The organism is Komagataeibacter melomenusus (genome assembly GCF_013155395.1).
GTDB classification, from domain to species: domain Bacteria; phylum Pseudomonadota; class Alphaproteobacteria; order Acetobacterales; family Acetobacteraceae; genus Komagataeibacter; species Komagataeibacter melomenusus.
The window spans coordinates 1-23057 of record NZ_JABJWC010000035.1 but is presented as its reverse complement, the minus strand read 5'-3'; the positions used below and the strand labels follow the sequence as shown (position 1 = coordinate 23057).

22 protein-coding genes and 5 riboswitches are annotated in these 23057 nt (G+C 56.9%); of the genes, 9 read left to right on the top strand and 13 right to left on the bottom strand.

All coding sequences use genetic code 11. The features are described from left to right. Nucleotides 1-18: 18 nt before the first annotated feature. Entirely contained in the window at nucleotides 19-903 is an 885-nt protein-coding gene (locus HNW77_RS12695) for an iron-containing redox enzyme family protein (RefSeq protein WP_007396755.1), read from the top strand. Nucleotides 904-928: 25 nt separating this feature from the next. Here the strand turns inward: HNW77_RS12695 and HNW77_RS12690 are convergent. After that, nucleotides 929-2039, bottom strand: a protein-coding gene (locus HNW77_RS12690) for an IS3 family transposase (RefSeq protein ID WP_085948969.1) whose coding sequence is annotated in 2 segments (ribosomal slippage) — nucleotides 929-1793 and nucleotides 1792-2039 — 1113 coding nt in all. Because the reading frame shifts where the segments join, the coding sequence is not laid out codon by codon here. Between the two features lie 339 nt (nucleotides 2040-2378). Here HNW77_RS12690 and HNW77_RS12685 point away from each other — a divergent pair. After that, nucleotides 2379-3133 (top strand): IS5 family transposase gene (locus HNW77_RS12685; protein ID WP_085948970.1). Its coding sequence is split into 2 segments (ribosomal slippage): nucleotides 2379-2718 and nucleotides 2718-3133, totalling 756 coding nucleotides; the frame shifts between segments, so codons are not numbered across the junction. Nucleotides 3134-3530: 397 nt separating this feature from the next. On the opposite strand, the gene HNW77_RS12680 is transcribed toward HNW77_RS12685, so the two are convergent. Next, on the bottom strand, nucleotides 3531-4055 hold the full coding sequence (locus tag HNW77_RS12680) for a heavy metal-binding domain-containing protein (protein WP_180967616.1): 525 nt from the start codon (nucleotides 4053-4055) through the stop codon (nucleotides 3531-3533). 604 nt (nucleotides 4056-4659) lie between these two features. Here HNW77_RS12680 and HNW77_RS12675 point away from each other — a divergent pair. Next, nucleotides 4660-6078 (top strand): alkaline phosphatase family protein, encoded by a 1419-nt coding sequence (locus HNW77_RS12675; protein ID WP_007396762.1) that lies wholly within the window; start codon nucleotides 4660-4662, stop codon nucleotides 6076-6078. A 197-nt stretch (nucleotides 6079-6275) separates the two neighbouring features. Here the strand turns inward: HNW77_RS12675 and HNW77_RS12670 are convergent, their stop codons facing one another. The 4 genes from HNW77_RS12670 to HNW77_RS12655 all read right to left on the bottom strand — a co-directional run bounded on the left by HNW77_RS12670 (nucleotide 6276) and on the right by HNW77_RS12655 (nucleotide 8117). After that, nucleotides 6276-6713, bottom strand: coding sequence for an RES family NAD+ phosphorylase (locus tag HNW77_RS12670; RefSeq protein ID WP_231289966.1), 438 nt, complete (start codon nucleotides 6711-6713; stop codon nucleotides 6276-6278). Continuing rightward, nucleotides 6697-7023, bottom strand: a complete 327-nt coding sequence (locus HNW77_RS12665; RefSeq protein ID WP_007396764.1) for a hypothetical protein — start codon at nucleotides 7021-7023, stop codon at nucleotides 6697-6699. Before HNW77_RS12665 ends, HNW77_RS12670 begins: the two co-directional genes overlap by 17 nt. Before the next feature lie 429 nt (nucleotides 7024-7452). Continuing rightward, complete coding sequence (locus HNW77_RS12660; protein WP_102325952.1) at nucleotides 7453-7878, bottom strand: type II toxin-antitoxin system VapC family toxin; 426 nt, start codon at nucleotides 7876-7878, stop codon at nucleotides 7453-7455. After that, complete coding sequence (locus HNW77_RS12655) at nucleotides 7875-8117, bottom strand: type II toxin-antitoxin system Phd/YefM family antitoxin (RefSeq protein ID WP_102325950.1); 243 nt, start codon at nucleotides 8115-8117, stop codon at nucleotides 7875-7877. Before HNW77_RS12655 ends, HNW77_RS12660 begins: the two co-directional genes overlap by 4 nt. A gap of 1042 nt (nucleotides 8118-9159) precedes the next feature. Further along, a riboswitch (cobalamin riboswitch) is annotated at nucleotides 9160-9401 on the bottom strand. A gap of 127 nt (nucleotides 9402-9528) precedes the next feature. Further along, a riboswitch (cobalamin riboswitch) is annotated at nucleotides 9529-9773 on the top strand. Between the two features lie 235 nt (nucleotides 9774-10008). Here HNW77_RS12655 and HNW77_RS12650 point away from each other — a divergent pair. From HNW77_RS12650 to HNW77_RS12635, 4 genes are all read left to right on the top strand, one after another. Then, nucleotides 10009-10524, top strand: a complete 516-nt coding sequence (locus HNW77_RS12650; RefSeq protein ID WP_172158070.1) for a hypothetical protein — start codon at nucleotides 10009-10011, stop codon at nucleotides 10522-10524. After that, on the top strand, nucleotides 10505-10990 hold the full coding sequence (locus tag HNW77_RS12645) for a hypothetical protein (protein WP_083824368.1): 486 nt from the start codon (nucleotides 10505-10507) through the stop codon (nucleotides 10988-10990). Before HNW77_RS12650 ends, HNW77_RS12645 begins: the two co-directional genes overlap by 20 nt. A 193-nt stretch (nucleotides 10991-11183) precedes the next feature. Beyond that, nucleotides 11184-11418, top strand: a riboswitch (cobalamin riboswitch). Beyond that, the gene (locus tag HNW77_RS12640; protein ID WP_227000946.1) at nucleotides 11383-11751 is read left to right on the top strand and encodes a hypothetical protein; all 369 of its coding nucleotides are present in this window, start codon (nucleotides 11383-11385) and stop codon (nucleotides 11749-11751) included. It overlaps the preceding riboswitch by 36 nt. A 53-nt stretch (nucleotides 11752-11804) precedes the next feature. Beyond that, nucleotides 11805-12278 carry a DUF2147 domain-containing protein gene (locus HNW77_RS12635; RefSeq protein WP_237701063.1) on the top strand — a complete coding sequence of 158 codons (474 nt, stop codon included), beginning with the start codon at nucleotides 11805-11807 and terminating at the stop codon, nucleotides 12276-12278. A 70-nt stretch (nucleotides 12279-12348) separates the two neighbouring features. Here HNW77_RS12635 and HNW77_RS12630 read toward each other — a convergent pair whose 3' ends face one another. The 6 genes from HNW77_RS12630 to HNW77_RS12605 all read right to left on the bottom strand — a co-directional run bounded on the left by HNW77_RS12630 (nucleotide 12349) and on the right by HNW77_RS12605 (nucleotide 19569). Further along, entirely contained in the window at nucleotides 12349-13437 is a 1089-nt protein-coding gene (locus HNW77_RS12630) for an aromatic ring-hydroxylating oxygenase subunit alpha (RefSeq protein WP_039998450.1), read from the bottom strand. Between the two features lie 7 nt (nucleotides 13438-13444). After that, nucleotides 13445-14527, bottom strand: a complete 1083-nt coding sequence (locus tag HNW77_RS12625) for a uroporphyrinogen decarboxylase/cobalamine-independent methonine synthase family protein (RefSeq protein ID WP_039998451.1) — start codon at nucleotides 14525-14527, stop codon at nucleotides 13445-13447. Between the two features lie 36 nt (nucleotides 14528-14563). Then, a riboswitch (cobalamin riboswitch) is annotated at nucleotides 14564-14801 on the bottom strand. Between the two features lie 68 nt (nucleotides 14802-14869). After that, complete coding sequence (locus tag HNW77_RS12620; protein ID WP_007396782.1) at nucleotides 14870-15628, bottom strand: ABC transporter ATP-binding protein; 759 nt, start codon at nucleotides 15626-15628, stop codon at nucleotides 14870-14872. After that, nucleotides 15625-16611, bottom strand: coding sequence for a FecCD family ABC transporter permease (locus tag HNW77_RS12615; protein ID WP_372380121.1), 987 nt, complete (start codon nucleotides 16609-16611; stop codon nucleotides 15625-15627). Before HNW77_RS12615 ends, HNW77_RS12620 begins: the two co-directional genes overlap by 4 nt. 17 nt (nucleotides 16612-16628) lie before the next feature. Next, on the bottom strand, nucleotides 16629-17468 hold the full coding sequence (locus tag HNW77_RS12610; RefSeq protein ID WP_039998452.1) for an ABC transporter substrate-binding protein: 840 nt from the start codon (nucleotides 17466-17468) through the stop codon (nucleotides 16629-16631). A gap of 1 nt (nucleotide 17469) precedes the next feature. Beyond that, nucleotides 17470-19569, bottom strand: coding sequence for a TonB-dependent receptor plug domain-containing protein (locus HNW77_RS12605; RefSeq protein ID WP_172158069.1), 2100 nt, complete (start codon nucleotides 19567-19569; stop codon nucleotides 17470-17472). A 119-nt stretch (nucleotides 19570-19688) separates the two neighbouring features. Continuing rightward, a riboswitch (cobalamin riboswitch) is annotated at nucleotides 19689-19907 on the bottom strand. A 97-nt stretch (nucleotides 19908-20004) separates the two neighbouring features. Between HNW77_RS12605 and HNW77_RS17800 the strand changes: the two genes are divergently transcribed. Beyond that, a complete protein-coding gene (locus tag HNW77_RS17800; protein WP_227744510.1) occupies nucleotides 20005-20976 on the top strand; it encodes a DUF6925 family protein in 972 nt (323 codons plus the stop codon). A 4-nt stretch (nucleotides 20977-20980) separates the two neighbouring features. Next, entirely contained in the window at nucleotides 20981-22435 is a 1455-nt protein-coding gene (locus HNW77_RS12595) for a cobyric acid synthase (RefSeq protein ID WP_014106887.1), read from the top strand. Between the two features lie 202 nt (nucleotides 22436-22637). Here the strand turns inward: HNW77_RS12595 and HNW77_RS12590 are convergent, their stop codons facing one another. Next, nucleotides 22638-22961 (bottom strand): aspartyl/asparaginyl beta-hydroxylase domain-containing protein, encoded by a 324-nt coding sequence (locus HNW77_RS12590; protein WP_231850455.1) that lies wholly within the window; start codon nucleotides 22959-22961, stop codon nucleotides 22638-22640. Between the last annotated feature and the right edge of the window lie 96 nt (nucleotides 22962-23057).

The window sequence follows — 23057 nt, the reverse complement described above, 5'->3', positions numbered from 1 at the left end:
AGGAGAGGAATGGTGTCAATGAACAATATCCTGACGGGCAAGAGTAGCGACCGGGCGCAGCGGGAACTCCATCTGGCACTGGCCGGGCTCAATCGTCTAAGGCTGACGCCGTGCCTGCCCGAGGAGGACGGTGCGGCGGGACTGGATCTGCCCCGTCTGCTGGCGGAGGAAGCGGGTTTTCTGCGCTCCCTGCGCGAACAGGTCGCACCGATCGCCGCCCAGGCTCCCCGGGAGCCCGCGGCTTTCCTCGCATGGTTCGAGGAACTGGAACAGACCGGTCCCGGCCAGCACGACAGCCTTTTCCCCTGGCTGGCGCATGATGCATCCCGTGAGGCCATGGGCTGGTTCCTTGAACAGGAAGCCGCAGGGGAAGCGGGTTTCGAGGACCTGACGGCACTGGTCCAGGTCCGTATGCCAACGCGCCCCAAGTTGGAATTGGCGCGCAATTACTGGGACGAAATGGGTCATGGCCGGGAAGCCGGCATGCACGGTCCGATGCTGGCGCATTTGGTCCATGCCCTCGGGCTGCGGTCCCAATCGGAGACGACGGTGTGGCAGTCGCTGGCCCTAGCCAACACCATGTCCGGTCTGGCCTGCCGCCGGCATCTGGCGTTTCACGCGGTCGGCGCGTTGGGCGTGATCGAACTGACCGCGCCGGGTAGGGCGGCCATGGTCGCGGCAGGGCTGAAACGATTGGGCGTGCAGCCCGATGACCGGCATTATTTCGACCTGCATGCCGTGCTGGATGTGCGCCATTCCGCAACATGGAATGCAGAGGTTATCAGCCCGCTCATCGCGGAAGATTCGCGTCGTGCCCCGGCCATCGCCGAAGGCGCCCTGATGCGGCTGGAATGTGGCGCGGCCTGCTTTCGCCGCTATCGGGATCATCTGGGCCTGAAGTGACCCTACCCCGAGCGTGCCCTCAGTTTTAAGTTAGGGTCTGTGGGTTGCTGTATGCCTTGTCGGTGTGTTGAGCGAAAACCTCTGGGGTCATGCCCCCGAGGCTGGTGTGGGGCCTGACGGCATTGTGGTCAGGCCGCAAGTCCTTGATGACCGAACGGGCGTGGGCGAGGTTGCGGAACAGGTGCTCGTTGAGGCATTCGTCACGGAACCGGCGGTTGAAGCTCTCGATGAACCCGTTCTGCTGCGGATTGCCTGGTGCGATGTAGTGCCACAGCACCGACCGTTTTTCCTGCCAGGCCTCGATCGCGTTCGAGGTCATCTCGGTGCGGTTGTCACGGACGATCATCATGGGAAAGCCGCGCTGTTCCCCGATCCGGTCGAGTTCGCGGCCGAGCCGTTCGCCTGGCAGCGACGTATCCGCTACCAGCGCCAGGCACTCTCGCGTGTAGTCGTCCACCACTGTCAGCACACGGAAGCGTCGTCCGTTGTTCAGCGCGTCCGAGACGAAGTCCAGGCTCCATCGCTGGTTTGGCCCGTCGGGCAGCATCATCGGCGAGCGCGTGCCCATCGCCCGTTTACGGCCGCCATGCTTACGGACTGACAGCCCTTCCTCGCGATACAGCCGGAACAGCTTCTTGTGGTTCATCACCAGCCCCTCCCTGTCGAGCAGGATCTGCAGGCGCCGATAGCCAAATCGTCGTCGCTCTGCAGCCTGTTCACGCAGCCGCCCCCGCACTGTGGCATCATCCGAGCGGCGTGACGCATAGCGCCAGGTCTTCGGATCCATGCCAATAAGCCGGCAGGCCCGTCGCTGCGAATAGTCTTTCTCCCGGATCGCGCAGGCCACGGCGTCCCGCCGCAAACCGGGCGTCACGAGTTTTTTGCCAGCAGGCCTTCAGCGTCGAGACGTCCATTACGCTCTCCGCCAGGAGCCGCTTCAGCTTCGTGTTCTCTTCTTCAAGAGCCGTCAGCCGACGCGCTTCCGACACTTCCATGCCGCCGTATTTCGACCGCCAGGTGTAGAAGGTCGCGTCGCTGATCCCGTGCCTGCGGCACAGATCCGCAGCCGTCGCGCCCACCTGATGCTCCTTCAGGATCCCGATGATCCGCTCCTGTGTGAAACGTGCTTTCTTCATCGTCTGTCTCTTATGGACAGACCTTACTTCAAATCGAGGGTATTTCAGGGGGCAGGGTCGATATTCCCGAACTGGGAACACTGGGAAATGGACAGGTTGTTGGGCTCGCAGACCAGGCAGTGAGGAAAGTGGCAGGGTAAAAGCTTTATTCGGGTTGGTCGGATTCATGTCAGAAACGCTCTGTACATGCCTACTCTGGTTGCCATGCGGCATAACCCTGACCTTCGAAGCATCTATCTTACGGCGTGTCGTCAGTTAAGCCCTGAATGTGGCACGTGTGGGTTGTACTTTATGGCTGCGTGTGCTGACTGTTTTCCCAGTTTTGGGGGAGACAGAGGGATGCGGCGCTATGGTTTACGCGATGACCAGTGGGAGCGGATAAAGGATCTTCTCCCCGGTCGTGAGGGTTATGTCGGCGGCACTGCGGCGAACAACCGTCTGTTCGTGGAGGCGGTACTGTATCGCTATCGCGCGGGCATTCCATGGCGCGACCTTCCTGCCCGTTTCGGGGACTGGAAAAACGTGCACCGGCGTCTGCGCCGCTGGTGTGAAAGCGGTGTCATCGAACGGATATTTCGTTATCTGGCCGCTGATCACGACAACGAATACATGATGATCGACAGCACAATTGTCCGGGCGCATCAGCATAGTGCCGGAGCTCTCAAAAAAGGGGCACGGATCAGGCCATCGGACGATCACGAGGCGGGTTGACTACAAAGATCCATGCCATCTGCGACGCTCTGGGCAATCCGGTGGAACTCGGCATCACACCGGGACAGGACGCAGATATCACCCAAGCGGAACCGCTTCTGGAAAACATCGACCCGGATGCTTTCCTTGCTGACAAGGCGTATGACGCGGACAGGTTGATCGATCGGCTGATACAGCGCGGGATTACCCTGGTCATCCCGCCAAAACGCAACAGAACAACACGACGGAAAACCGATTTTTCCCTTTACAGCGAACGAAACCTTGTTGAGAGGTTTTTCAATAAACTCAAGCAGTTTCGCGCTATCGCAACCCGCTACGATAAACTGAAGTCAACATTCCTTGCAGCCGTGCAGTTCGCCTCAATCATGATCCTGCTTAACTGACGACACACCGTAGCTGGGCACTTTTAAGGTGCGCCTTGGCGAAGCGCTTGCCGACTGTATGGACGAGGTCGGAAGACATCGAGTAGCCGCGTGTATGGCTTGCCCGAGCACCGTGGCTGACATCCTACAGCGCGGGGCACGGCGATCACGGCTTCATGGGACACGAGAGATGGGCGGACGGCCGTGTCGTTGAGACCGTGCGCGACTGGCGTACCGAGGAGATGTCGCTCCACGTCGTGCGCCTGACATATGCCACGCGCCCACGCGTGCGGAACTCGTGCAAAGCTTCATGGTCTACCTGACGCGACGCTGGATCGAAGGTTTCGTCGGAAGAGATGCGATGGACTAAGACCACGAACGTCCGCTCCCGAGCAGGTTAGACGGGCGGCGGCGCGTCTTAGATGAGGGAGATAGCGGACCAACTATATGGAACCAGCATGGTGCGGGTCCGTAGGGCGCCGAGCCTAAGCGCATTGGTGACGACCGTGAGTGGGATGGCAAGAGCGGGGGCCACGATCAGGCGGTGCGTGAAGTCCTTCAGCTCCGAATTGTCGTCAGGCTGTTCGGTCGGTTCCTCCGCCTCCAGCGCAATGCCGCAAAGCGCGCAGTTTCCAGGATGGTCCTGCCGGATCTGCGGACGCATGGGGCATGTCCAGATCGTGTGGCCACCAGTAGGCGGCCAGGCAGCGGTCTGGGGCGCATGGCGGTTCTGATCATGGCAGGCCATATCATGAATCGCCTGGTCGTGGCCCATTCCCTTCTTTGGTTCCATAGTATCGGGGCTGCTCATCGGCTGAAGTGTCATACCGCATATCGGGCATTTGCCGGGATGCGCTTCCCTGATGTCCGGATGCATCGGACAGCTCCAAACGGCACCAGATGTGGACGTATGCTGACCGTCCATCTGCTGTTTTCCTGACATGCGGTCTCTCCCGATGGACGCAACGGGTAAAGACGAGGAAGAAGAGGCGTCTCGGTCAGACATTTAGAATGTCATGGTACATCCGCAGTCGAGCCGAAGGAAGAGTAAAGGGTCTGAAGCCGTTACCCTATTGATTGGATATGAAAACGTGCCTCAAGGAGGCGTCATCGGTGTGGGACCCGATTTGGTCATGGCCAGTTTCTGCGACTGGATCTCTGTCTCTAACCATCAGGGGTTACGTGGCGTCGCCACGCGGGATATACTGTTGGGAGAAGGGCAACGCGGATATGCCGAGCTAGTGTCTGTACAGAAACTGCAGGCTTGTTCTCTACATTCTCTTGTGTCACCCGTTTAAAAAAGGGGATTAGCGGAGTTCCCACAAACTAGTGTATGAGTATAGCTGGTACTGTAACAATATTCGGGGGCTTTTGGCATTCTGTTGGGCGGGGCAGTCAGCCCGTGATCATTGGGAACTGGGACTTGATCAATGACTGAGACGTGGGTTTCGGGTCCGGGAGATTTGTATGATTTACAAGATAAAAGAAAATAACTTTCTGATATATGACTTATTAAATGGTGTAAAAAATAAAAGGAGTGGAAATCAATGGGTATTGAGCACGTAGTTGTATTAATGCTAGAAAATCGGTCATTCGATAGTATGTTTGGACAGTCGCCATCGTCCACCGATCCGATCGACCGACTAACGGGAACGGAGACTAATCCCTGGCATCATCCGGACGGCTCCGTCGAATCGATAGCCGTGTGGACTACGGACGGAACCGACCGTCAGGTGGTGCGCATTCCAGATCCTGATCCCGGTGAATCATTTAAAGACATTTACGAACAGATTCATGGACGCCAGGAAAAGGGCAGCTTGGCTTCGAAATTACCAGACATGTCAGGATTCGTAGATAATTATATGGCCCAGCCTGATCGCCCGGGTTCGCGTAGTCCTGAGTCAGTCATGCATTTCTTCACCCCCGATCAGCTACCTGTATTGACGACGCTGGGTCGGGAATTCGGCATTTCAGACCGTTGGCATGCATCTGCGCCATGTCAGACATGGCCAAACCGTATCTTTGCGCATACGGGCACGTCTGGTGGATGGGTCAATAACTATCCGGACAAGCTCCCGTTTGAAATGCCCACCGTATTCAACAGATTAAGGGAGGTTCATAAGGATTGGAAAATATATTTTCATGACTTTGCGCAATCGACGACTTTGTCCTCTCTTTGGGAATTCTCGCTCTCGAATTTCAAATATTTTGAGGAGTTTGAGAATGATGCGAGAAAAGGGACTTTACCCGCGTATAGTTTCATCGAGCCGCGATATTTTGCTCACCCCATTTTGAGAAAGATGCCCAATGACCAGCATCCGGCGCACGATGTCGTATACGGGGAGGAACTCATTGCATCGGTCTATAATGCGGTTCGCAATGGTCCCTTATGGGATAAGACACTTTTAATCATTACCTACGATGAACACGGAGGATGTTATGATCATGTGACTCCACCAGCAGCAGTATCACCCGACGATAAACATCAAGATGGTTTTAATTTTGATTACTTCGGTGTCCGTGTCCCTGCAATAATCATCTCACCATATGTAAAGCCGGGTCACGTATTCAGGCCACAAGGCAATACCCCTTACGATCATACGACAATAATAGCGACACTTAGAAAACTATTTGGTATTCGTTCTCTAACCAAACGTGACCAGGCAGCGCCGGACTTTCTTGATGAGCTTCTTAAAACACCTGACAATCAAGGTCCAAGCAGCGTTCAGGCTTCAACGTCTTATTCGATGCGTGATTCGATTGATGCCGTCAAAGAGCCTTTAAACAGCCTTCAGATCAGTCTGGCGCAGGCAGCTAGACAATTGCCAACCGCTGGCGCTGATCTCGCGCTTCACAACAAGCGCGTCGCGGCGATGACTACTGCTCAAACGTACCCGTCGACCGTTGGAGAGGCATCTCTCGAAATTCAGGCTCATATGAACGCATTTACAGGACGGAATGCATAATTGCCGCTTGGTTGTTTGTCGCTCCTCAAAAAGAGGGGCGCCCGTTGTTATGGTTGGTGATCGACGTGACGTAATGGTCCCAATGGCTTCCGTTGGGACTTTTAACCGACTAATATCGTCGCAAGTCCTTCATTTATTCTCGGTTTACGACCATGACGTTGCGGTTGCTGGCAAACGCTTTTCATCGTCGATGACGGTTACGCGGGAGGGTAGACTGTCTGACCACTGCCAGAAGACCAGCTTCCTGTCATTTTCCATTGCTCCGGGGGCAAAACTCGGGACGATGATGCCAGCCACACCATTGGCTGTGAGCATTTTTGCGAGTTCCCACGAGGGCGGCATCTTGCCCTGATCGGCAAGATCTTCCCAGGGGCAGGGGAGGAGAAACCGCGATTATCAAGATTGGACGGGTCGGTCAGATCGAGGACGGGTTCGCTATCGACGTCATAGCCACAGATGGTCAAGGGCTGAGGCTTGAACGGGAAGCCTTGCTGGGCCTCGAGCCAGGCAGTCTCCATCCGCAGAGATGTGTAAAGGGCAGGTGTGCCGTCCAGGTTGAACCGGCCTCCATGAAGCGCCGCACCGTCGCCTGACAGTGGGGTGAAAGACCAGCGGGGATTATGAGCCCGGAACACCCGTCCGGTAAACCTCGCGCGTAACCGCCGGTTGCAATCCGATCGAGATAGCGCGCCGGACGGCGTCGGCGTATCTTTCCCGAACGAGCGCCTCGGCAGTCTGATCACCGAAGGAGGGCAGGGGCTGTGACCGATACCATGCGAAAGCCTGTTGGGCTGAGCCCGCCCATGGCCGGACACGATTGAGGATCTCGACCATGTCGCGCAGCCTCGCCTGGGTGGTGGGGCGGCCGAGGCGGGCACTTTTGGAGACGGCGTCGCGGGACAGGCCCAGGGTGGCAGCCAGTTCGCCACGAGTGATATGCAGCATGCTACTCAGCCGTTCGGCCGCGATCAGTCCGGACGGATCGTAGGCGTCAGTAGAGAAACGTGGTCTCGGACATGACAGGTTGCCTCATATATTGACCATAGAATGGGATTATATATGAGGCGGTCTGTCCATGACAAGGATTCCAATTGGATATGCCCATGCGTTTTGGCATGATTACCTTGTCACGCGGCGAGACGGGGTATCTTGCTGTCCGCTAATCGCAAGTATCATTGGTTGCCTTCCCGAACAATCAAACTTGTAAATCCCATAATATTTGTTATGCCAACAAACGATCAGGCATATCTGCAACGCTCATGACAAGACGCAGTGGCTGATAACAAGATAGATGGATCTTCACGTTCATAATCCATCTCGTGATCGCAACCCTCAATTCACGATATTTTCCAACGGTCCTCAGTCAAGGATCGATCATATCAGCGTTGTCGCCAGACCGACCTGAGGCCCCGCTTCGGCAAGACGACGATCCAGGGTGCACAGTGTTAAGCCATGATCCGCACAAACCGCCAGATGGAGGGCATCTCCGGCACGAAGACCCAGAGTGTACTGATCCGAGAACCGTGCCGCCGTCCGGAAGTTCTGACTGGTCACTGGCACGACACCAAAACTTTCTGCGCAAAGACGGGTGAACATGGCCAAGCTGTTCGCTCGGTCCGTGACAGTTATCTGGCCTGTGCGCAGCTTGATCGACAGGGCAGAAGACAATTCGGTGACCACCCAATCACTGACAAAAAGATCTTCAGGCGCTTGGGCACCGAGCCAGTCCTGCATTCGGGTCGTTTCTCCTTCATTGGTTAGAGCCGCCACAAGAACCGATGTATCGATATAAAGGCTCAATACCTTGCCTCATCACGCATGGCACGGACAGTTTCTGCAGCAGATTCCTTTTGCGGTGTCATAGCATTGGTCAGCAAGCGAAGAGCACTCGCGGCAATGGGTTTACGTACCGGCTCCGCCTTGACAAGTTGCGCAACAACCTTGCCGCGGCGAAGAATACAGACGGACTCTCCATCCTTCGCCAGATCAACCAGACGACTGAGATGGGCTTTGGCTTCTACCAGATTGACTGTCTGCATCCTTGGCTCCGAACCACTAAACTAGTCACTTTATAGCGGAAAAATGTCGCCTTACCTAACAGAATATGCGTCGGATATCCGATTCTGGCTAGCTGGTGGGAAGACTACAATACGGTGGTGGGTGTGCGCCCACATTCCCAACTGGGTGGCAGAATACCGGATCAGGTCGCCAGACAAGGGTCTCGGGGGCATGCTCCCGAGACCCTTGTCATCCAAACAACTTCAAGCCATAGAAAACGGGAACTCTCATCGGTCATCGTCAGGTCCTTCAGGTTCGTTCTTGCACTCGAACCCTATCAAAGACCGGCGGTGGCCGCCTCAGCAGCCAGCCTCGCTCCTACACCACGCTTCGGGACACGGCCGACTCAATAGCGGGCACGCTGCTCCTTGCGGATGATGAGTTTGCCCGATTGATCATTGCTTGCACGGCCCTCTCTCAAAAAGACTTACATCTTTCTCCTGTCCCGCAGCCTCACGATGACGACACGGAAAAACACGAAAGAACGCTGGACATTCGTCCTGCAACCATGCGGTTGATGATTGTTGCATTGTAGAAATTCTATGTTCCTATCTGACAATGCATACTACCGACAGAATTCTAAAATTCGCAGCCTTTGAGTTTGTGCCGCAGTTCCCGACCGCGTACGGTGAGGCGGGAGCGCTCCATACCCCACCGCGCAGAACATCCACCTGCAATAAAGCCCATTAGTACAAGAGATGACCTGATGCTTCCTCCATCCAGTAAGGTTCCATACCTACCGTCTTCTGGCAGGGAGAGAATGGCCCGCTTCTGCGCGGGAGTCAGGCTTTCCGATCCAAAATAAGATCGACCCGCGCCGGTTCGCTGGTTGCCGCCAAAATATGTACGCATTTCTCATGTTCCCCTTGTAGCGTTTGACGGGATTAGACCCGCGACACGCCATTGGCCAATGGATGTAATTCTTCAGAACTGGTCAGGAAAGAACACGCTGGATGGGGAACGCAGCAGATAAAACAGAAGACATGATTGCCACTCCGTCTGTCGGGCGCCCCGCCCGATAGAACTGGTTACGTCACAAAGGCAGGTCTCCTGGCTTACGGGTCCTTGATATCGGTTCTGTCTTCCCGGCCTGTTGAGCATAGCCAGTGACGGGTCCTGATTAAGAGGACATACGATCCGGTATCTCTCCGCTTACAGTTGCGGGGGCAGCCACCGACTTGTTCCCGGACCCTGATAAGTCCTGCCAGAACGCACGGCGTTCCCTATTAACCCGTTCGCACGGGGCCTTTGATGTAGAGGTAGTGTGACGCACGCCCGCGAGCAGTGCAAGTCTGCCAGCTTCCCGTCTGTGTGAAGGATACCATGCTCTTTCATCGCAGGTTTTTTGGAAAATCCATATTGCGTAGATCACGAAATCTGACGCATATTGCGACCAGCTTTTATGTCGGTGGTGCCGCGCAAGCGGATTAATAGGGAATACCGTAAGCTCTGGCGGGATCTGCGATGATCCGGGAGCCAGTCGGTAGCTGCGCCCGCAACTGTAGGCGGTATGTAGCCGGATCCGATCATCTGATGTCCGATCAGATGGGTCACTGCTTCCGGTAAGGGAGTGGGAAGACAGGACCGAGCTGCCATGATCCGTGAGCCAGGAAACCTGCTACCGTCGCAAACCGTGCTACCGGGCGGGACCGACCGGTGGCAGGAGATCAGCTATGACGCGTTCTTTTGCGTATCGATATATCTATCAAGCCTCCATATGTATGCGGATCGTTAGCCTGTGCTTGAATGAATCCCGGCTTCGTAAGGCAACCTTAGCAACAGACCTCGCGACCTGCGGCTTATAATTCGCATGTACTTTCCTGACCCCAGGACACAGGTACCTACGTTTTATTCTGATAAAAAGAAATATCCATGAACACAGATATGAGCATGGTACCCCCTTCCATTGCGTCGCGCCTAATGGCGACCATTACGGAGCCAGAGCCGGTTGTTGCAATTCGGATGCTTATTGCGGCCTGTCTGGATCAATCCTCGTCCCTTCGCCTGCGTCTGCCAGAGGTAAAGCAGCTTTTCGCCCGCTTTATAGCCGCCATCATGCGTGAAAGGACAGATGCTCTGGAGGCTATTGCCAGCTCGGTGGAAAAACAGATCACCGCGCTGTCTTTTCGTCCGTTTACGCCGCGACAGGTTCGACGGATTCTGGGGATCACCAACCAGGAGCGTCTTTTCTGGACACGAGACGGGCGCCTGCACCAGACAGGAACAATCCTGAACAATCAGCGCGGCCAGAAATTCAGAGTTCCTGTATACTGTGCCGAGAGAATTGGATGGCTCAGTCAGCACCCAGACATGATCGCGGCATGGCGTGACGAGGATGCTCGCATCCTGACTCAAGAAGGCCTGTCCGATGCAGATCTTTCCAGTTAATCCGCTCCGATTCCCGGTGAAACGAAAAATGGCCTCTCCCGTCCATTCGCCTGATTTTATTCTCATACAACAGCGGCGACGTCAGCGTTCTGTCTCGGTATCCCGCCTTATGGAATCCGCACCTCTGCGGGAAGATGTAATTCAGGCAATAGCCAAGACTGAACTCCCTGCCCCCAATCCGGAAGACCGCATTCGTGCGGATGGATTTGAAACATTCCTACGTCTGGTACCTTCCGCTGGCCGATTACCCGCTGCGCCGAAGGCGCGGGGCGACTATCTTGAGGAACTGTTTTCGCCCCTGCTATTAGAAGCTCTCGCCTATGTGGATACAGCCCGCGATTTATCGGACACGCACGGGGTCGAGGCGCTCATGGCCTTGCTTCAGGCCTATATTTCCGCGCAATGGACAATTGGCGCGCGTGACGCCGCCATGCACTTGTATAGCGCATCAAGCCCGAACGCGTGATTGACAACATAGTGGCTAACGCGCGGGCGTGTATCCCCGCCCGCGTGTTTCGAAGATGAAGACACTGAGTGACCTACACTTATTGGATCGGAGCGACAAGTTTGATTGGCATCAACAAGCTCTTCGTTCCATGCAGGCCGGCATCGCGTTTCGAGGAATTGGGCGTTCCTCTCACTTCGCGCATAATGGAATGAGACCCTTGATTGATGATGGCCCCGCGCGAGCGGGTTAAAAGGGAACGCTGTAACGCTCTGGCTGGACAATTCTGTTCCGGGAGCCAGTCAGCGGCTGCTCCCGCAACTGTATGCGGTATGCCACCAGTTCGTTCACCTGCGGGTGAGCCACTGTTTCCCTTGGGGAATGGGAAGGCATGAACTGGCTGGCCATGATCCGTGAGCCAGGAGACCTGCCATCGTCTGCAAACCACGTCGTCGGGCGGGATGCACCGAAGGCAGGAGATTTCCCATGCGTCATGGGAAGACCAATGCGGCCGATCAATGCCCCCCATGTTTCCTGTTTCTGGCGGAAACATCGTGATGCAGCATCGCGGGACCGGCGCGTTTCTGACAACCGGCCTGAAACGCCCGCATGTTGCTGAAGACCCTTACTGGGCCCTTCAAGCCGGTGCAGCAATGGGCAGCAGGCGCGACAAGGCTATCATGGAAAACGTCCATGGCGTAGATAGCACCCTCGCCGCTCATTCCCATGGCGCGCATCTCGGGGCATCAATCATGCGCTTTTCGATCCGAATTCTCCGATAGATCCGCCGATGTTCCATAATTTTAGTCATGTACGAAGCGACGAAAGACACATCATGAATATTGCGCAAAAAGCAACCTGTGTCTCGCTAATACTCAGTATCATGATTGGAGGGGCTGCTGTTCACGCACAAGTTCCTCCAGCGACAACAGTTCCGCCCGCCGTTCTGGGGCAATGGGTCACCAGAAATCACAAGGGTGTTTTCGAGATCACACGGTGTGGCGACCATCTGTGTGGAAAGCTGGTTGGCCTGAACTATAGTAATGACATCCCACGCGACCAGACGGGCCGTTCGGAATGTGGGTTGCCCATGCTGCGGGACTTCGTGCCGGATCCGGATCAACCAGACCGGTGGAACGGGTCCATTCTCGACCCCAATACCAATCATGTGTATCAAGCGCGCATGTGGGTTAACCAGTCCGGACAACTCAAGTTACGGGGCTATCTCGGGATTCCGATGTTCGGACAGACACAGACATGGCTTCCTTATAGCGGTCATATCGGCCCGAACTGCAAAATGAGCACCTGATCTGCGTGGTGCCTGGTCAGGAGAAGATGCCCATGCGCCTTGAGACGGGGCATGGGCATCTATCAGTTTATTATCCGATATCTTTCTGGGACGGCATACCATTCTGGATAAGCAGTTGGCGCAGCGCCATGATAACTGGAAAGACCTCCTGATTCCGGTCGCCGTCCTGCTCCCGCCAGGCCAGCTGCTCCAGTTCAACAATTTCGCGATCTTCTGTGAAAACACGCTCCGTAAAGGCGATCAGCAGCGGCCACGCCAGATCCAGTAAAAATGGTATTTTCAACCTGCGTATGGAGAGCAGGCCAAATACCCGGTTGATCAATTCTTCCCGGTCCTGTGGCACATATGCAATCCACAGTTCCATGACCGGTTCATCAATCCCCTCCGTCTCGATCCGCAATGTCTGATAGGGATACTGCGTGCGGATGGTCATGACATCCCGATAGGCAAAATCCCGGCCATCCTTGCGACGCTGCCCGTAAATCAGAGCCTCGCTCAGCGGCTGCCTGCCAGACGTGCGGGCAAAGGTATAGCGGGCCTCCACAAAATCCTCACCCCGATCCATGCCTAGAAACCGTGGCTTCATGCTTCCGACCAGTCGGCTGTGCAGAATCTGGTGGTTCATGTCCATCAGGTTTTCATGCATGAAGCTGTAGTGACATTGCACGACTTTTCCAAACCGGCGGGTACGGTAATGGGGGTCACGGACACGTGGAAAGTCCGGCAGCGCAATGCTATCGGATTTTTCCAGATCCCCCATGAACACAAAGATGAGACCATCCTTCTCGCGGCATGCCCATGTCCGCAGTCGTGGCGGTTCGTTTTCCAGCTTCATGCCGGGGGAAAAACACTGGCCACGCCGACTGTATTTCAGTCCATGGTATGCACAGCGAATGAAATCTCCACACACTTCTCCCTTGCTGAGTGGTAACTGCCGGTGGGGGCAAACATCATCCAGCGCAAAAATGGCCCCGGCCTCGGGCCTGACCACCACGATGGGTTGCCCCGCGTACCGTACGCCAATCGCCCTGCCCCGACGAAGCTCGCGAGACCATGCAACCGGATACCAGAAATCCGGATTGCTGCGGACACGACGGATGTCCTGTTGTGGCAAAGCAGCCCCATCCAGGGCGGCTGTTTCCGATGTATTTCCTGTCATGATATTTTCAATGTCTCACGCTGTTATCAGCGCATGGGACAAAACGGATATCATTTTCGCAAAAGTCGCGGATGGATGCGCTGCGACGTGCTATCGTGCGTCGGCTGGCTACGGCCACGATTTCGGACATTTTCTGCGGCAGGACGTTCGTAATGTCCGGATCGGTCAGGGCATTGCTGTCACTTAGCGCACCCGATGGCGCGATCATGAGACGATCCGGCCGATGCGAACGCAGCGTCTGTTCCACGATGCCGTGCGCCATGCCGATGTGGGTAGGCGCCGCGCTGCAGCTATCGACCAGCCCCAGCGAGAGCCAGTGATGCGCCGGGAAATGCTGCAGGACATACGGGAAATCGCGATAGCCATGCACAACGTCCACATGTAGGCCGCCAAAAGGTAGCTGCAGCACGAAAGGAAGATGTCGCCCGAAGCCCCCGCTCCCTCCGACCAGAACAAGTGAAGTGCCCCTTGATGCTTCACTGAGGACATGCCAGGCAACATCCATATGGGTCAGCGTGGCTGCGGGCAGGCCAGGATGGGCAAGGATTGGCTCATCAATCTGGATCCAGAAGCATCCCGCGTTGTTCAGTTGTTCGAAGCATTCAATATAGGCGGGTAGCAGGCGCATCAGTCCCTGGCCGACACTGTCTCCCTTTGTCATGCCGCATAACGCAAGGAAACTGACCGGCCCCAGCAGAACAGGCCGGGTGCTGATACCCAGTTGTTCCGCTGCAAGAAATGCGTCGCGGGGCCAGTTGCGCGCAAGATGGAACGCCTGCCCCGGTCTGAGGATGGGCTTTCTGTAATTGCCGTGCATCGGATCACAGGCTGTGACTGTATTGTCGGTGCCCACGCCAAACATGCGGGCAGTCTGCACAACTCTGTCCCGCCATGGGCTATTGGCCGTAGCGATATGGGAAATGCCTGCCGCGTGCTGGCATCGCACCCCACGCATCTCATCAGCATCGGGAAAACCAAGTGTCGCCGTAAGCAGTCTGGCGATATTCGGGAAGTGATCTATGGAATACTGGCGCGCAGGCACGCCTTCGGCCGTGCCATCATGGCACGCGGCTTTCTGCCATACCGGCATTAAGCTTCTCCCGCCTTCGGCACATCCCGTCCGACGGCTTGATATATGACGATGGCAGGTCTCCTGGCTTACGGATCATGGCCAGCCGGTTCTGCCTTCCCATTTCCTTTTCGGAAACAGTGACTCACCCCGTCCGGGTGAAATGAACCGGCGGCATACCGCCTACAGTTGCGGGAGCAGCCTCCGACTTGGCTCCCGGGTTCATGACCCGGCCGGAGCGTGACGGCGTTCCCTATTAACCCACTCGCGTGGGACCATCGACTTGATAAGACAACATTGTGCCCGAACCGAGCGGCCGGACGCAAGGTGTCATGGGCAGGATGTCCCAGCGGGCCGCACACGTTAGCGGCACAGGGACCACGGAAGGACCGCGTCCTCGACCCGCCGGACCGTTACGCCGTACACGACGCGCATGATATCATCATCCAGCACCTGCAGGGCCGGGCCATGGCGGATGACGGCGCCATCATCCATCAGCACCAGTTCATCGCAGAAACGGGTCGCCAGAACCAGATCATGCAGCACGACGACGATCCCCTTTCCCTGCCCTGCCTGCTGGCGGAACAGATGCATCATGGACAGGGCATGAGCGGGATCGAGCGCCGCAATCGGCTCGTCCGCCAGTATGACCGGCGTATCGGTCGCCAGCGCACGCGCCAGATTCATGCGAGCCCGCTCCCCGCCTGACAGGTGGCTGGCCGGACGGGCGCACAGGTCCTGCAGGCCAGTGACATCAAGGGCGTGGCCCACCGCCGGGTGACGGACGGCATGGTCGCCCGCCTGCCCATGCGGCAGGCGTCCGAGTGCGACCAGCGCACGCACCGGCATGGGTGGCGGCGTCCCCCCGTCCTGGGGGATGAAGGCAAGTTGCCGGGCGCGCAGCGCGGAAGAGATCTGGCCCATGCTGCGATCAAGAATCCGGACATCCCCATGATCGGGTGCCTCCAGCCCCGCCAGCAGGCGCATGAAGGTACTTTTCCCCGCGCCATTCGGCCCGATCAGGCCAATGACCCGTCCCTGCGCAAGGGTCAGGGACGCGGCCGAGACGACAGCCCGATCCCCGCGCCGGAGCGACACGTCGCGTGCCTGCAGCAGGATCATGACACGGTTCTTTTCAGCATGATGACGCGGGCGAAGAAAACCGGTGCGCCCACCAGTGCCGTTAGCACACCCAGTTGCAGTTCAGGCCCGACCGCCACCACACGCACCACCATATCCGCCAGCAGCAGCAGCAGGCCTCCCCCCAGAAATGACGGCAGGAGCAGACGCGATGGCTGATATCCCACAAGCGGCCGCAACAGATGCGGCACCACCAGCCCCACAAAGCCGATCGCTCCTGAAACCGCCACGCATGAGCCGACGGCTAGCGCCGCGCCCAGCACGATACGCGTCTGGACGCCGCGCGGGCCATGCAGCTGGAAGCCAAGGCTTGCGGCCACATCCTCCCCCAATGTCAGCGCATCCAGCGCACGCCCCGCGGACAGCATGAGCAGCGTGCCACACACCACACCCGGCAGGCAGATCCAGACATGGGTAAAGGTCCGGTCCGTCAATGACCCCATGAGCCAGTGCATGATCTCGAATGACGCATAGGGGCTGGGCACAAGGTTCAGCACCAGTGCTGTCAGGGCTGCGGCAAAACTGCTGAGTGCAGCCCCCGCCAGCAGCAGCACCAGCGTGCCACCACGTCCCACCAGTCCCATCAGCACGGCCGCCGCACACAGTGCCCCCGTCAGCCCACCCAGCGGCAGGGCCGCGATGGACACCTGCATGAGGCCGGTATAGAACACGCTGACCGCCCCAAGTGCCGCTCCACCTGATACCCCCAGGATGCCGGGATCGGCCAGCGGATTGCGTAGATAGCCCTGCAGAACCGCCCCCGACAGGCCAAGCGTCCCGCCCACCAGGATGGCCAGCAGGGTACGCGGCAGGCGCAGGCGCTCCACAATGATCGCGCCTGCGGTATGCCGCCCGGCCAGCAGGTCCGCCAGTGCATGTGAAAACATGATGCGGGTTTCTCCCCACATGAGCGAGGTAACAAACAGCCCCATGACACCAGCCAGAAGCATGACGTTCAGCAGCATGGTTTGATGGGCAGGTTTCATGGGGCGGACATTTCAAGGTTGTGCCGTGCGTTACGCAGCATGACGACACTATCCAGTGTCTGTGGCAGGCCACACAACCAAAGCCGTGCGGGCAGATCCAGATGATGCGGCCCGGCAAAGGCCTGCTTCAACGCCGGGTGATCCAGCATGGACTGTGCAAGGGACGTTCCCTTCCCCGAACGGTCAAGGATCAGGAGATCGGGTGGCCGTGCAATCAGCAGTTCCATGGAAAAACGGGAAGATGACTGGTGCCCCATGATCGTTGCGTAATTACGAAAGCCGGCATGGGCAAGGACATCATCCGGAAGCGAGCCCTTATGGGTGACAAAGCCGTTGGCCGCATAGACGGCTGCTGTGGGATCGGTGGAACCAGGCTCGACCGAAAGGGAGGCCAGGCGCGTGGCAAAGGCCATAGCCAGTTGCTGCCCACGCTCAGGAACGCCGATGGCGTTGGCGACCGTCATGATCTGGACCGGAATATCCGTCAGGGATTTGGCGGGTGGCAGGGCTACAACCTGTGCGCCCCCTTCCCGCCCCGCCTGCATCGCGACGGCCGCGGTATAGATGCCACCCAGCACGACATCGGGATGGGATGCCACGATGCTTTCCGCCGTGGGTCGCAATACGGGAGCCTGTCGTGCCTGTTCGCACAGCACCGCGCTCCAGCAATCCCGGGCGAGCGGCGTAATACCGACGATCTGGCCCGGTTCGGCCAGCAGCAGCAACAACTGGTCGGTGCAGAGATTAAGCGAAGCCACGCGCGGGAGAGCCCATGCCGGTGCCAACGGGACACAGGCAAGGAAACCGGCCATCATCCCTGCGACCACGCTTTTCATGTCAATAATTCAGCATGAAGCCGCCATAACCGGCGCGACCAGGCTGCAGATAGCCGATGGGGTCCTCGAACTGGCGGTTCAGCAGGTTGTCGGCGCGGGCATAGACGGAAACGTAGCGGTTGATTTTGTAATTGGCAGCCACGTCGATGGTGAAATAACCATGCCCCTTGGCGCATGTGCTGCAGGACTCGCTGCCAATAACCGGCAGATCACGCCAGCCACCGGTATACAGGATATTGCCCGAAAAGGTCAGGTCGCGAATGGGGGTCCATGTCGTATTGAAATTAAACTTGTGCTGGGGACGGCGTTGCAACTGGACGTCGTTCGTCTCATCCCGGGCGTGGGTCCAGGTATAGCTCAGGTTAAATTCCAGATTGCTCAGCGCCTTCCAGTTCAGGAAGGCTTCCACACCATACATCCGCGCCTTCGCCACATTGGCGTAGGAGTAGTTGTAGTCATATGATGAATCAATCGAAAGCGAGGACTGGATCAGGTTCCTGACCCGGTTGTCATACCAGGTTGCGCCGAAATTCAGACGGTCATGCAGCAGTTTCTGCTCAACACCCGCGTCATAGCCGATCAACTGTTCCGCCTTCAGGTTGGGATTGCCCTTTTCCGAATAACCCACACCCACCTGATTTGCGAATAACTGATACAGCGAAGGACCATGAAAACCGGAACCGGCGCTGGCCTTGATGATGGTTCCGGTGCCCGGCACATGGATTGCCGGGGCCACGCGCCATGTCACGTGGTTGCCGTAGCGCGAATTGGCATCATAGCGAATATTGGCCGCACCATACAGAATATGGTTCCAGTTCCCCTGATACTGCCCGTAACCTGCGGTCGTATCCATGCTGGCGGATGTATCGTATCCGCTGTCCCACATGCTTGAGGCCGTATGGCTGGTATTGAACGTATCATGGAAATGTTCGGCACCGATCAGAAGCTGGCCATACTGCTTGAAATTGAACGTGCCGTGCCAGTCCACCTTAAGTCGGCTGGAACGGTAATAATCCGGGTCTGGATTGACCGGGCTGCCGTAACTCGTGCCCGTCTCCGTCCAGCGGTTGCGGTTGGTCATGTAGCCAAGGCCAAGCACCTGATCAAAAAGCCCGTGAAAGGAAACCAGATGGGCCGTCCCGCGCACGATGGCCTCGTTCTGGTTGTTCTGTTCCCGCACACCCTTATCACCATACAGATTTTCACTTTGCAGGTCATACAGAGAGTAGGAATGATAATTGCTCTGTATCAGCCGTGCGGTCAGGCCAAGATCGAAATTATGGGTGACGTCATAACCCAGCCTGATATTGACGCCACGGTTGTCATTCCGGTTGCCTTCATGCCGCTGCTGCCGGTTGGCCCCATAATAACGCTCGATATAGGAAGGGATATTGTTGAACCCATCCATCCGGTAATGGGAGAATTCTACATTATAATGAAAACGTCCCTTGCTGCCGCGTGCGCCAAAGGTCTGATTGAAGGTACCATACCCACCGCCTTCGATACGGACAAACGGCTTGAAACGGCCCTGCCCCTGTGCCGTGGTAATGTCGATAACCCCCGCCATGGCGTCGGCGCCGTACAGGCCGCTCTGAGGCCCACGCAGTATCTCGATCCGGCCCATGCCGTCGGTTACAAACTGACCGGCATCGAACATGCCATTGGTGGAACTTCCGTCATTGATGTCCATGCCATCCAGGCGGACCTTGACCTCGTTGGAATTATTACCACGCATGAAAATGGATGACGTGCCCCCTGGGCCTCCTGTCTGGACCACGTTCAGGCCCGGCTGGCGTGCCAGAATATCCGTCAGGCTGCGCCGCTGCTGGGTCTGGATCTGCTTTTCCGTGATGATGGTCATGCTGGTGCCGATATCATCGGTGGAGGTCGGCCGACGGGCTGCACTGACGCTGATCAGTTCGGGAAGACCCGTATCCCCCAACGAAACAACGGCTTTCGATTTTTTATTCTCGATGACGTACTGGTTGGCGGACTGTTTTTGCGGCGCGTGCTGTCTGACTGAATCATCGGCACGCGCCACTACAACCCCCATGGTCATCAACGTGGTGGAAGCAATCAGCAGATTACGGAATAGGATCATCTGGTTCAGGTCTCGCGGTCACATCATCGTTGCCACGAGAGCGCGCTGCCACAGGATTTCCGATCTGCACGGAATCCTGTAACACCACACCGTCAGGACACCCCGCCCGACAGTTCCCGGTCGCAACCATCATGACGGCAGGTCTCCTGGCTCACGGCGTAGCGTCCTGCACAACCTTCCCGGAAAACCGCGGTTTCCAGTGGCCCGGACCATGACATCCGGTAATGCAAGGACAGACCGTTTACAGTTGCGGGGGCAGCCGGAGCATTGGATCGCAATCCGCACTCTGTTCCCTTTTCATCCCCCCGAAAGGGGACACCGTCGGAACGGTTCTGATCGGATGGGGTGTTCTTGTCAACCCGCATTCAATCTTTCAGTATCCTGTCAGGATTGCTGTTATTTTCAGCCTGATTGATGAATCACAGGATATTTCCGATGAAACGTATCACGCCTTCCATGCTGACTTCACTGGCGCTGGATCTCCGTAACGGCTGGAGCATTGGAACATTTGGTGCGATCGGCGAATTCCATCATGTTCCGGATGATAGGGTCTGCCTCACCCCATGTCCTGACGGGCTGGAGATCGTCACCCAACGCGGTGCCATACGCATTAGTCCCAGCGAACCCTTGCATGCCCTTGCGTGGGACTCTCTCGTCGGAAAAGGCAGACGCTGGCGGCATAGCATGGCGTTATGCGGCCCGTTACAACTGACTGCGAAGCATACCCTGAAGGTTCTGGGAAAGGATGCGGACGCTGTCCGACCAGAGGATCGTGATGCGTGGCTGATTGATCTTGGAATTGGCGTGGGCCGGGTCCGGATGTGCGTAAGGACAGAAAATGCCCGCCTGGTCGAAGCCCTTGCTGTTGACACGGATGACCCATTGGCCGTCGTCACAGCAGCATTTGCGCTTCTGATGGAAGTCCAGCCCCACAGGGTCATGCTTTCACCTGCTGGCAGACTGGAGGTCTACCAACCCGTTCCCGCACCTGATGGAGACTCTCCGCTCGGCGCCCATACCCACCTGCTGCCAAAACTGGTGAGGTTGAAACGACCCTGCTCCGCCCTCGATCCCATTCCGGAAGGCTGGCAGCCTTTCCTGACACTTCATCCGGCGGCACCGTTCCGACCGTCCGATGATGATTCCCATGATTATGACCGGCTTGCCGATCTATCCTTTCTGCCGTTGCTTGAGGAATTCGGCATGGAGGAAGACCTGCAGGTTTCAGGCACATTCCAGGCCCATGTTCGTCAACATGGAACACCGGAAAATCTGAAAATACCCGCTACAAGACGTGGTCGCGCGCGCATGCATATCGAACTGCTTCGCATGGCAGCCTGGGGTCACGAAGGCATGGAGCGATTTGTGCCTGCCGACACGATCAAGAGCGCTACGGACTGCGGCTGATTCCATGACAGCGATCATGTTGCAGGGCACGGGATCCGATGTCGGAAAGTCCGTTTTGACGGCAGGTTTATGCCGGGTTTTCGCTAACCGTGGCCTGACGGTCCGGCCTTTCAAGCCCCAGAATATGTCGAACAATGCCGCCGTGACGGTAGATGGAGGTGAAATCGGTCGGGCGCAGGCACTTCAGGCGCAGGCCTGCCGTATTGCCCCTTCCACCCTTATGAATCCGGTCCTTCTGAAACCGGAAAGTGATCATACAGCGCAGGTTATCGTCCGTGGACGCGCAAAAGGACACCTGCACGCTTCGAGTTTTATCGGTGGCCGGGCCGCATTCCTGCCCGAGGTTCTGACCGCCTTCAGGACATTATGTAGCCAATCCGATCTCGTGATTGTCGAGGGCGCGGGCAGCCCGGCGGAAATCAATCTACGTCAGGGCGACATCGCCAATATGGGCTTTGCCAGAGCCGCGAATGTTCCGGTCGTCATGATCGGCGATATAGACCGGGGCGGCGTTATCGCGTCACTCGCCGGTACCCATGCTGTTCTTGATCCAGATGACCGTGAGTTGATCAAGGGATTCATCGTTAATCGCCTCCGGGGAGACGCCAGCATTTTCCAATCTGGGTATGACTTCATAGAAAAGTTTACCGGCTGGAAGGGGCTTGGCGTTCTTCCTTGGATAGACAGTATACGTGAACTGCCTTCTGAAGACAGTATTCCTGAAGATGTTGACTGTTCCGCGGCCTCACGGATCGAGATAGCCGTCCCCCTTATGCCCCGCATTGCCAATTTCGATGATCTTGATGCGCTGGAAGGTGAAACGCATGTAAAGATCACACGGATCCGGCCCGGGCAGCCCCTTCCCGCGTCCGCGCATGTCGTGTTCCTTCCTGGTAGCAAGGCGACAATAGCAGACCTGCAATTTTTCAGGCGGCAGGGATGGGATATTGATCTGGCGGGACACGTCAGGCGGGGTGGATATGTATTCGGTCTCTGCGGTGGCTATCAGATGCTGGGACAGACCATAAATGATCCCGACGGAATAGAAGGGAACCCGACCACGATACCAGGACTTGGACTTCTGGAGGTTGATACCGTTCTGACCCGTGACAAGCAGATCAACCAGACTTCAGGCATGACGCTTTCCGATAGCGCGCGATTCAGTGGCTACGAAATTCATTGTGGGGAAACAGTTCGATCACATCACCGGGTCATGCCCCTAATCAGATGCGACGACGGACGGTTGGACGGAGCAATAAGCCCGGACGGTCGTATTGCAGGCTGCTATGTGCACCGTCTGTTTGACATGACTGGCCAACGCGCGGCATGGCTGGACAGATGGGGCGCACGCTCCGATGGACTGGATTACACAGCGCGGGTGGAACGCGCCCTTGAAACCGTTGCTTCCACCATGGAAAGCAGTCTGGATATTGAAGGGTTACTGGCTATTGCCAGATGATCTTCTTTCGGTCTCAGGGCCTTGGTTCGTCAGGGCATCCAGACAAACAGGACAGAGGCACCCTGCCTGATCATCCGTCGGAACCGGCAGGCCACGGGGCTTTTCCATGCACCAGCACGCACCTTCAGGCTGACATGAAAAATCAGCACCGCACTTTTTACACTTTATCATTCTGCGCCTTCCCGTTGTTACCATGACTGGATCAAACAGTCAGTCCGCTGGTTTGGCGTTCTGTCCGGGCCATCTCATGATGGAGGGCATGCCAGTGTGCAAGATTGTTTTTGGCTTCCTGCACGAATGCCGAACGACGAACGACCTTGAGAAACATACCCTGAACCAGACGGCCAACTCCGTATGTGGGCCGTTCAAACTGGATAAGCAACACTACCCGATGATCCGATGTATTGTTCTGGACTTCATGAGGGTATGTGTCGTCAAACAGGATACATTTTCCATCCTGCCAGCATAACGTTTGATCGTCTATCCGTATCCAGCAGAGGTGGTCCCCATTTTTCGGACAGGGCAATAAGCTATAATCCGACCTGAGAGAGAACGGGTTTTATGGGCAAGGTTACGCGCAAGAGGTATGCGGCGGAGTTCAAATCACGGGTTGCCCTGGAAG

Bases quoted from the DNA above. Each gene is read 5' to 3' on its own strand.
- HNW77_RS12630 (WP_039998450.1), bottom strand. From the start codon at position 13,437: ATGACAGGAAATACATCGGAAACAGCCGCCCTGGATGGGGCTGCTTTG.
- HNW77_RS12645 (WP_083824368.1), top strand. From the start codon at position 10,505: ATGCAGATCTTTCCAGTTAATCCGCTCCGATTCCCGGTGAAACGAAAA.
- HNW77_RS12610 (WP_039998452.1), bottom strand. From the start codon at position 17,468: ATGAAAAGCGTGGTCGCAGGGATGATGGCCGGTTTCCTTGCCTGTGTC.
- HNW77_RS12620 (WP_007396782.1), bottom strand. From the start codon at position 15,628: ATGATCCTGCTGCAGGCACGCGACGTGTCGCTCCGGCGCGGGGATCGG.
- HNW77_RS17800 (WP_227744510.1), top strand. From the start codon at position 20,005: ATGAAACGTATCACGCCTTCCATGCTGACTTCACTGGCGCTGGATCTC.
- HNW77_RS12605 (WP_172158069.1), bottom strand. From the start codon at position 19,569: ATGATCCTATTCCGTAATCTGCTGATTGCTTCCACCACGTTGATGACC.
- HNW77_RS12665 (WP_007396764.1), bottom strand. From the start codon at position 7,023: ATGCTGCATATCACTCGTGGCGAACTGGCTGCCACCCTGGGCCTGTCC.
- HNW77_RS12615 (WP_372380121.1), bottom strand. From the start codon at position 16,611: ATGCTGCTGAACGTCATGCTTCTGGCTGGTGTCATGGGGCTGTTTGTT.
- HNW77_RS12635 (WP_237701063.1), top strand. From the start codon at position 11,805: ATGAATATTGCGCAAAAAGCAACCTGTGTCTCGCTAATACTCAGTATC.
- HNW77_RS12650 (WP_172158070.1), top strand. From the start codon at position 10,009: ATGAACACAGATATGAGCATGGTACCCCCTTCCATTGCGTCGCGCCTA.
- HNW77_RS12695 (WP_007396755.1), top strand. From the start codon at position 19: ATGAACAATATCCTGACGGGCAAGAGTAGCGACCGGGCGCAGCGGGAA.
- HNW77_RS12680 (WP_180967616.1), bottom strand. From the start codon at position 4,055: ATGTCAGGAAAACAGCAGATGGACGGTCAGCATACGTCCACATCTGGT.
- HNW77_RS12655 (WP_102325950.1), bottom strand. From the start codon at position 8,117: ATGCAGACAGTCAATCTGGTAGAAGCCAAAGCCCATCTCAGTCGTCTG.
- HNW77_RS12595 (WP_014106887.1), top strand. From the start codon at position 20,981: ATGACAGCGATCATGTTGCAGGGCACGGGATCCGATGTCGGAAAGTCC.
- HNW77_RS12625 (WP_039998451.1), bottom strand. From the start codon at position 14,527: ATGCCGGTATGGCAGAAAGCCGCGTGCCATGATGGCACGGCCGAAGGC.
- HNW77_RS12675 (WP_007396762.1), top strand. From the start codon at position 4,660: ATGGGTATTGAGCACGTAGTTGTATTAATGCTAGAAAATCGGTCATTC.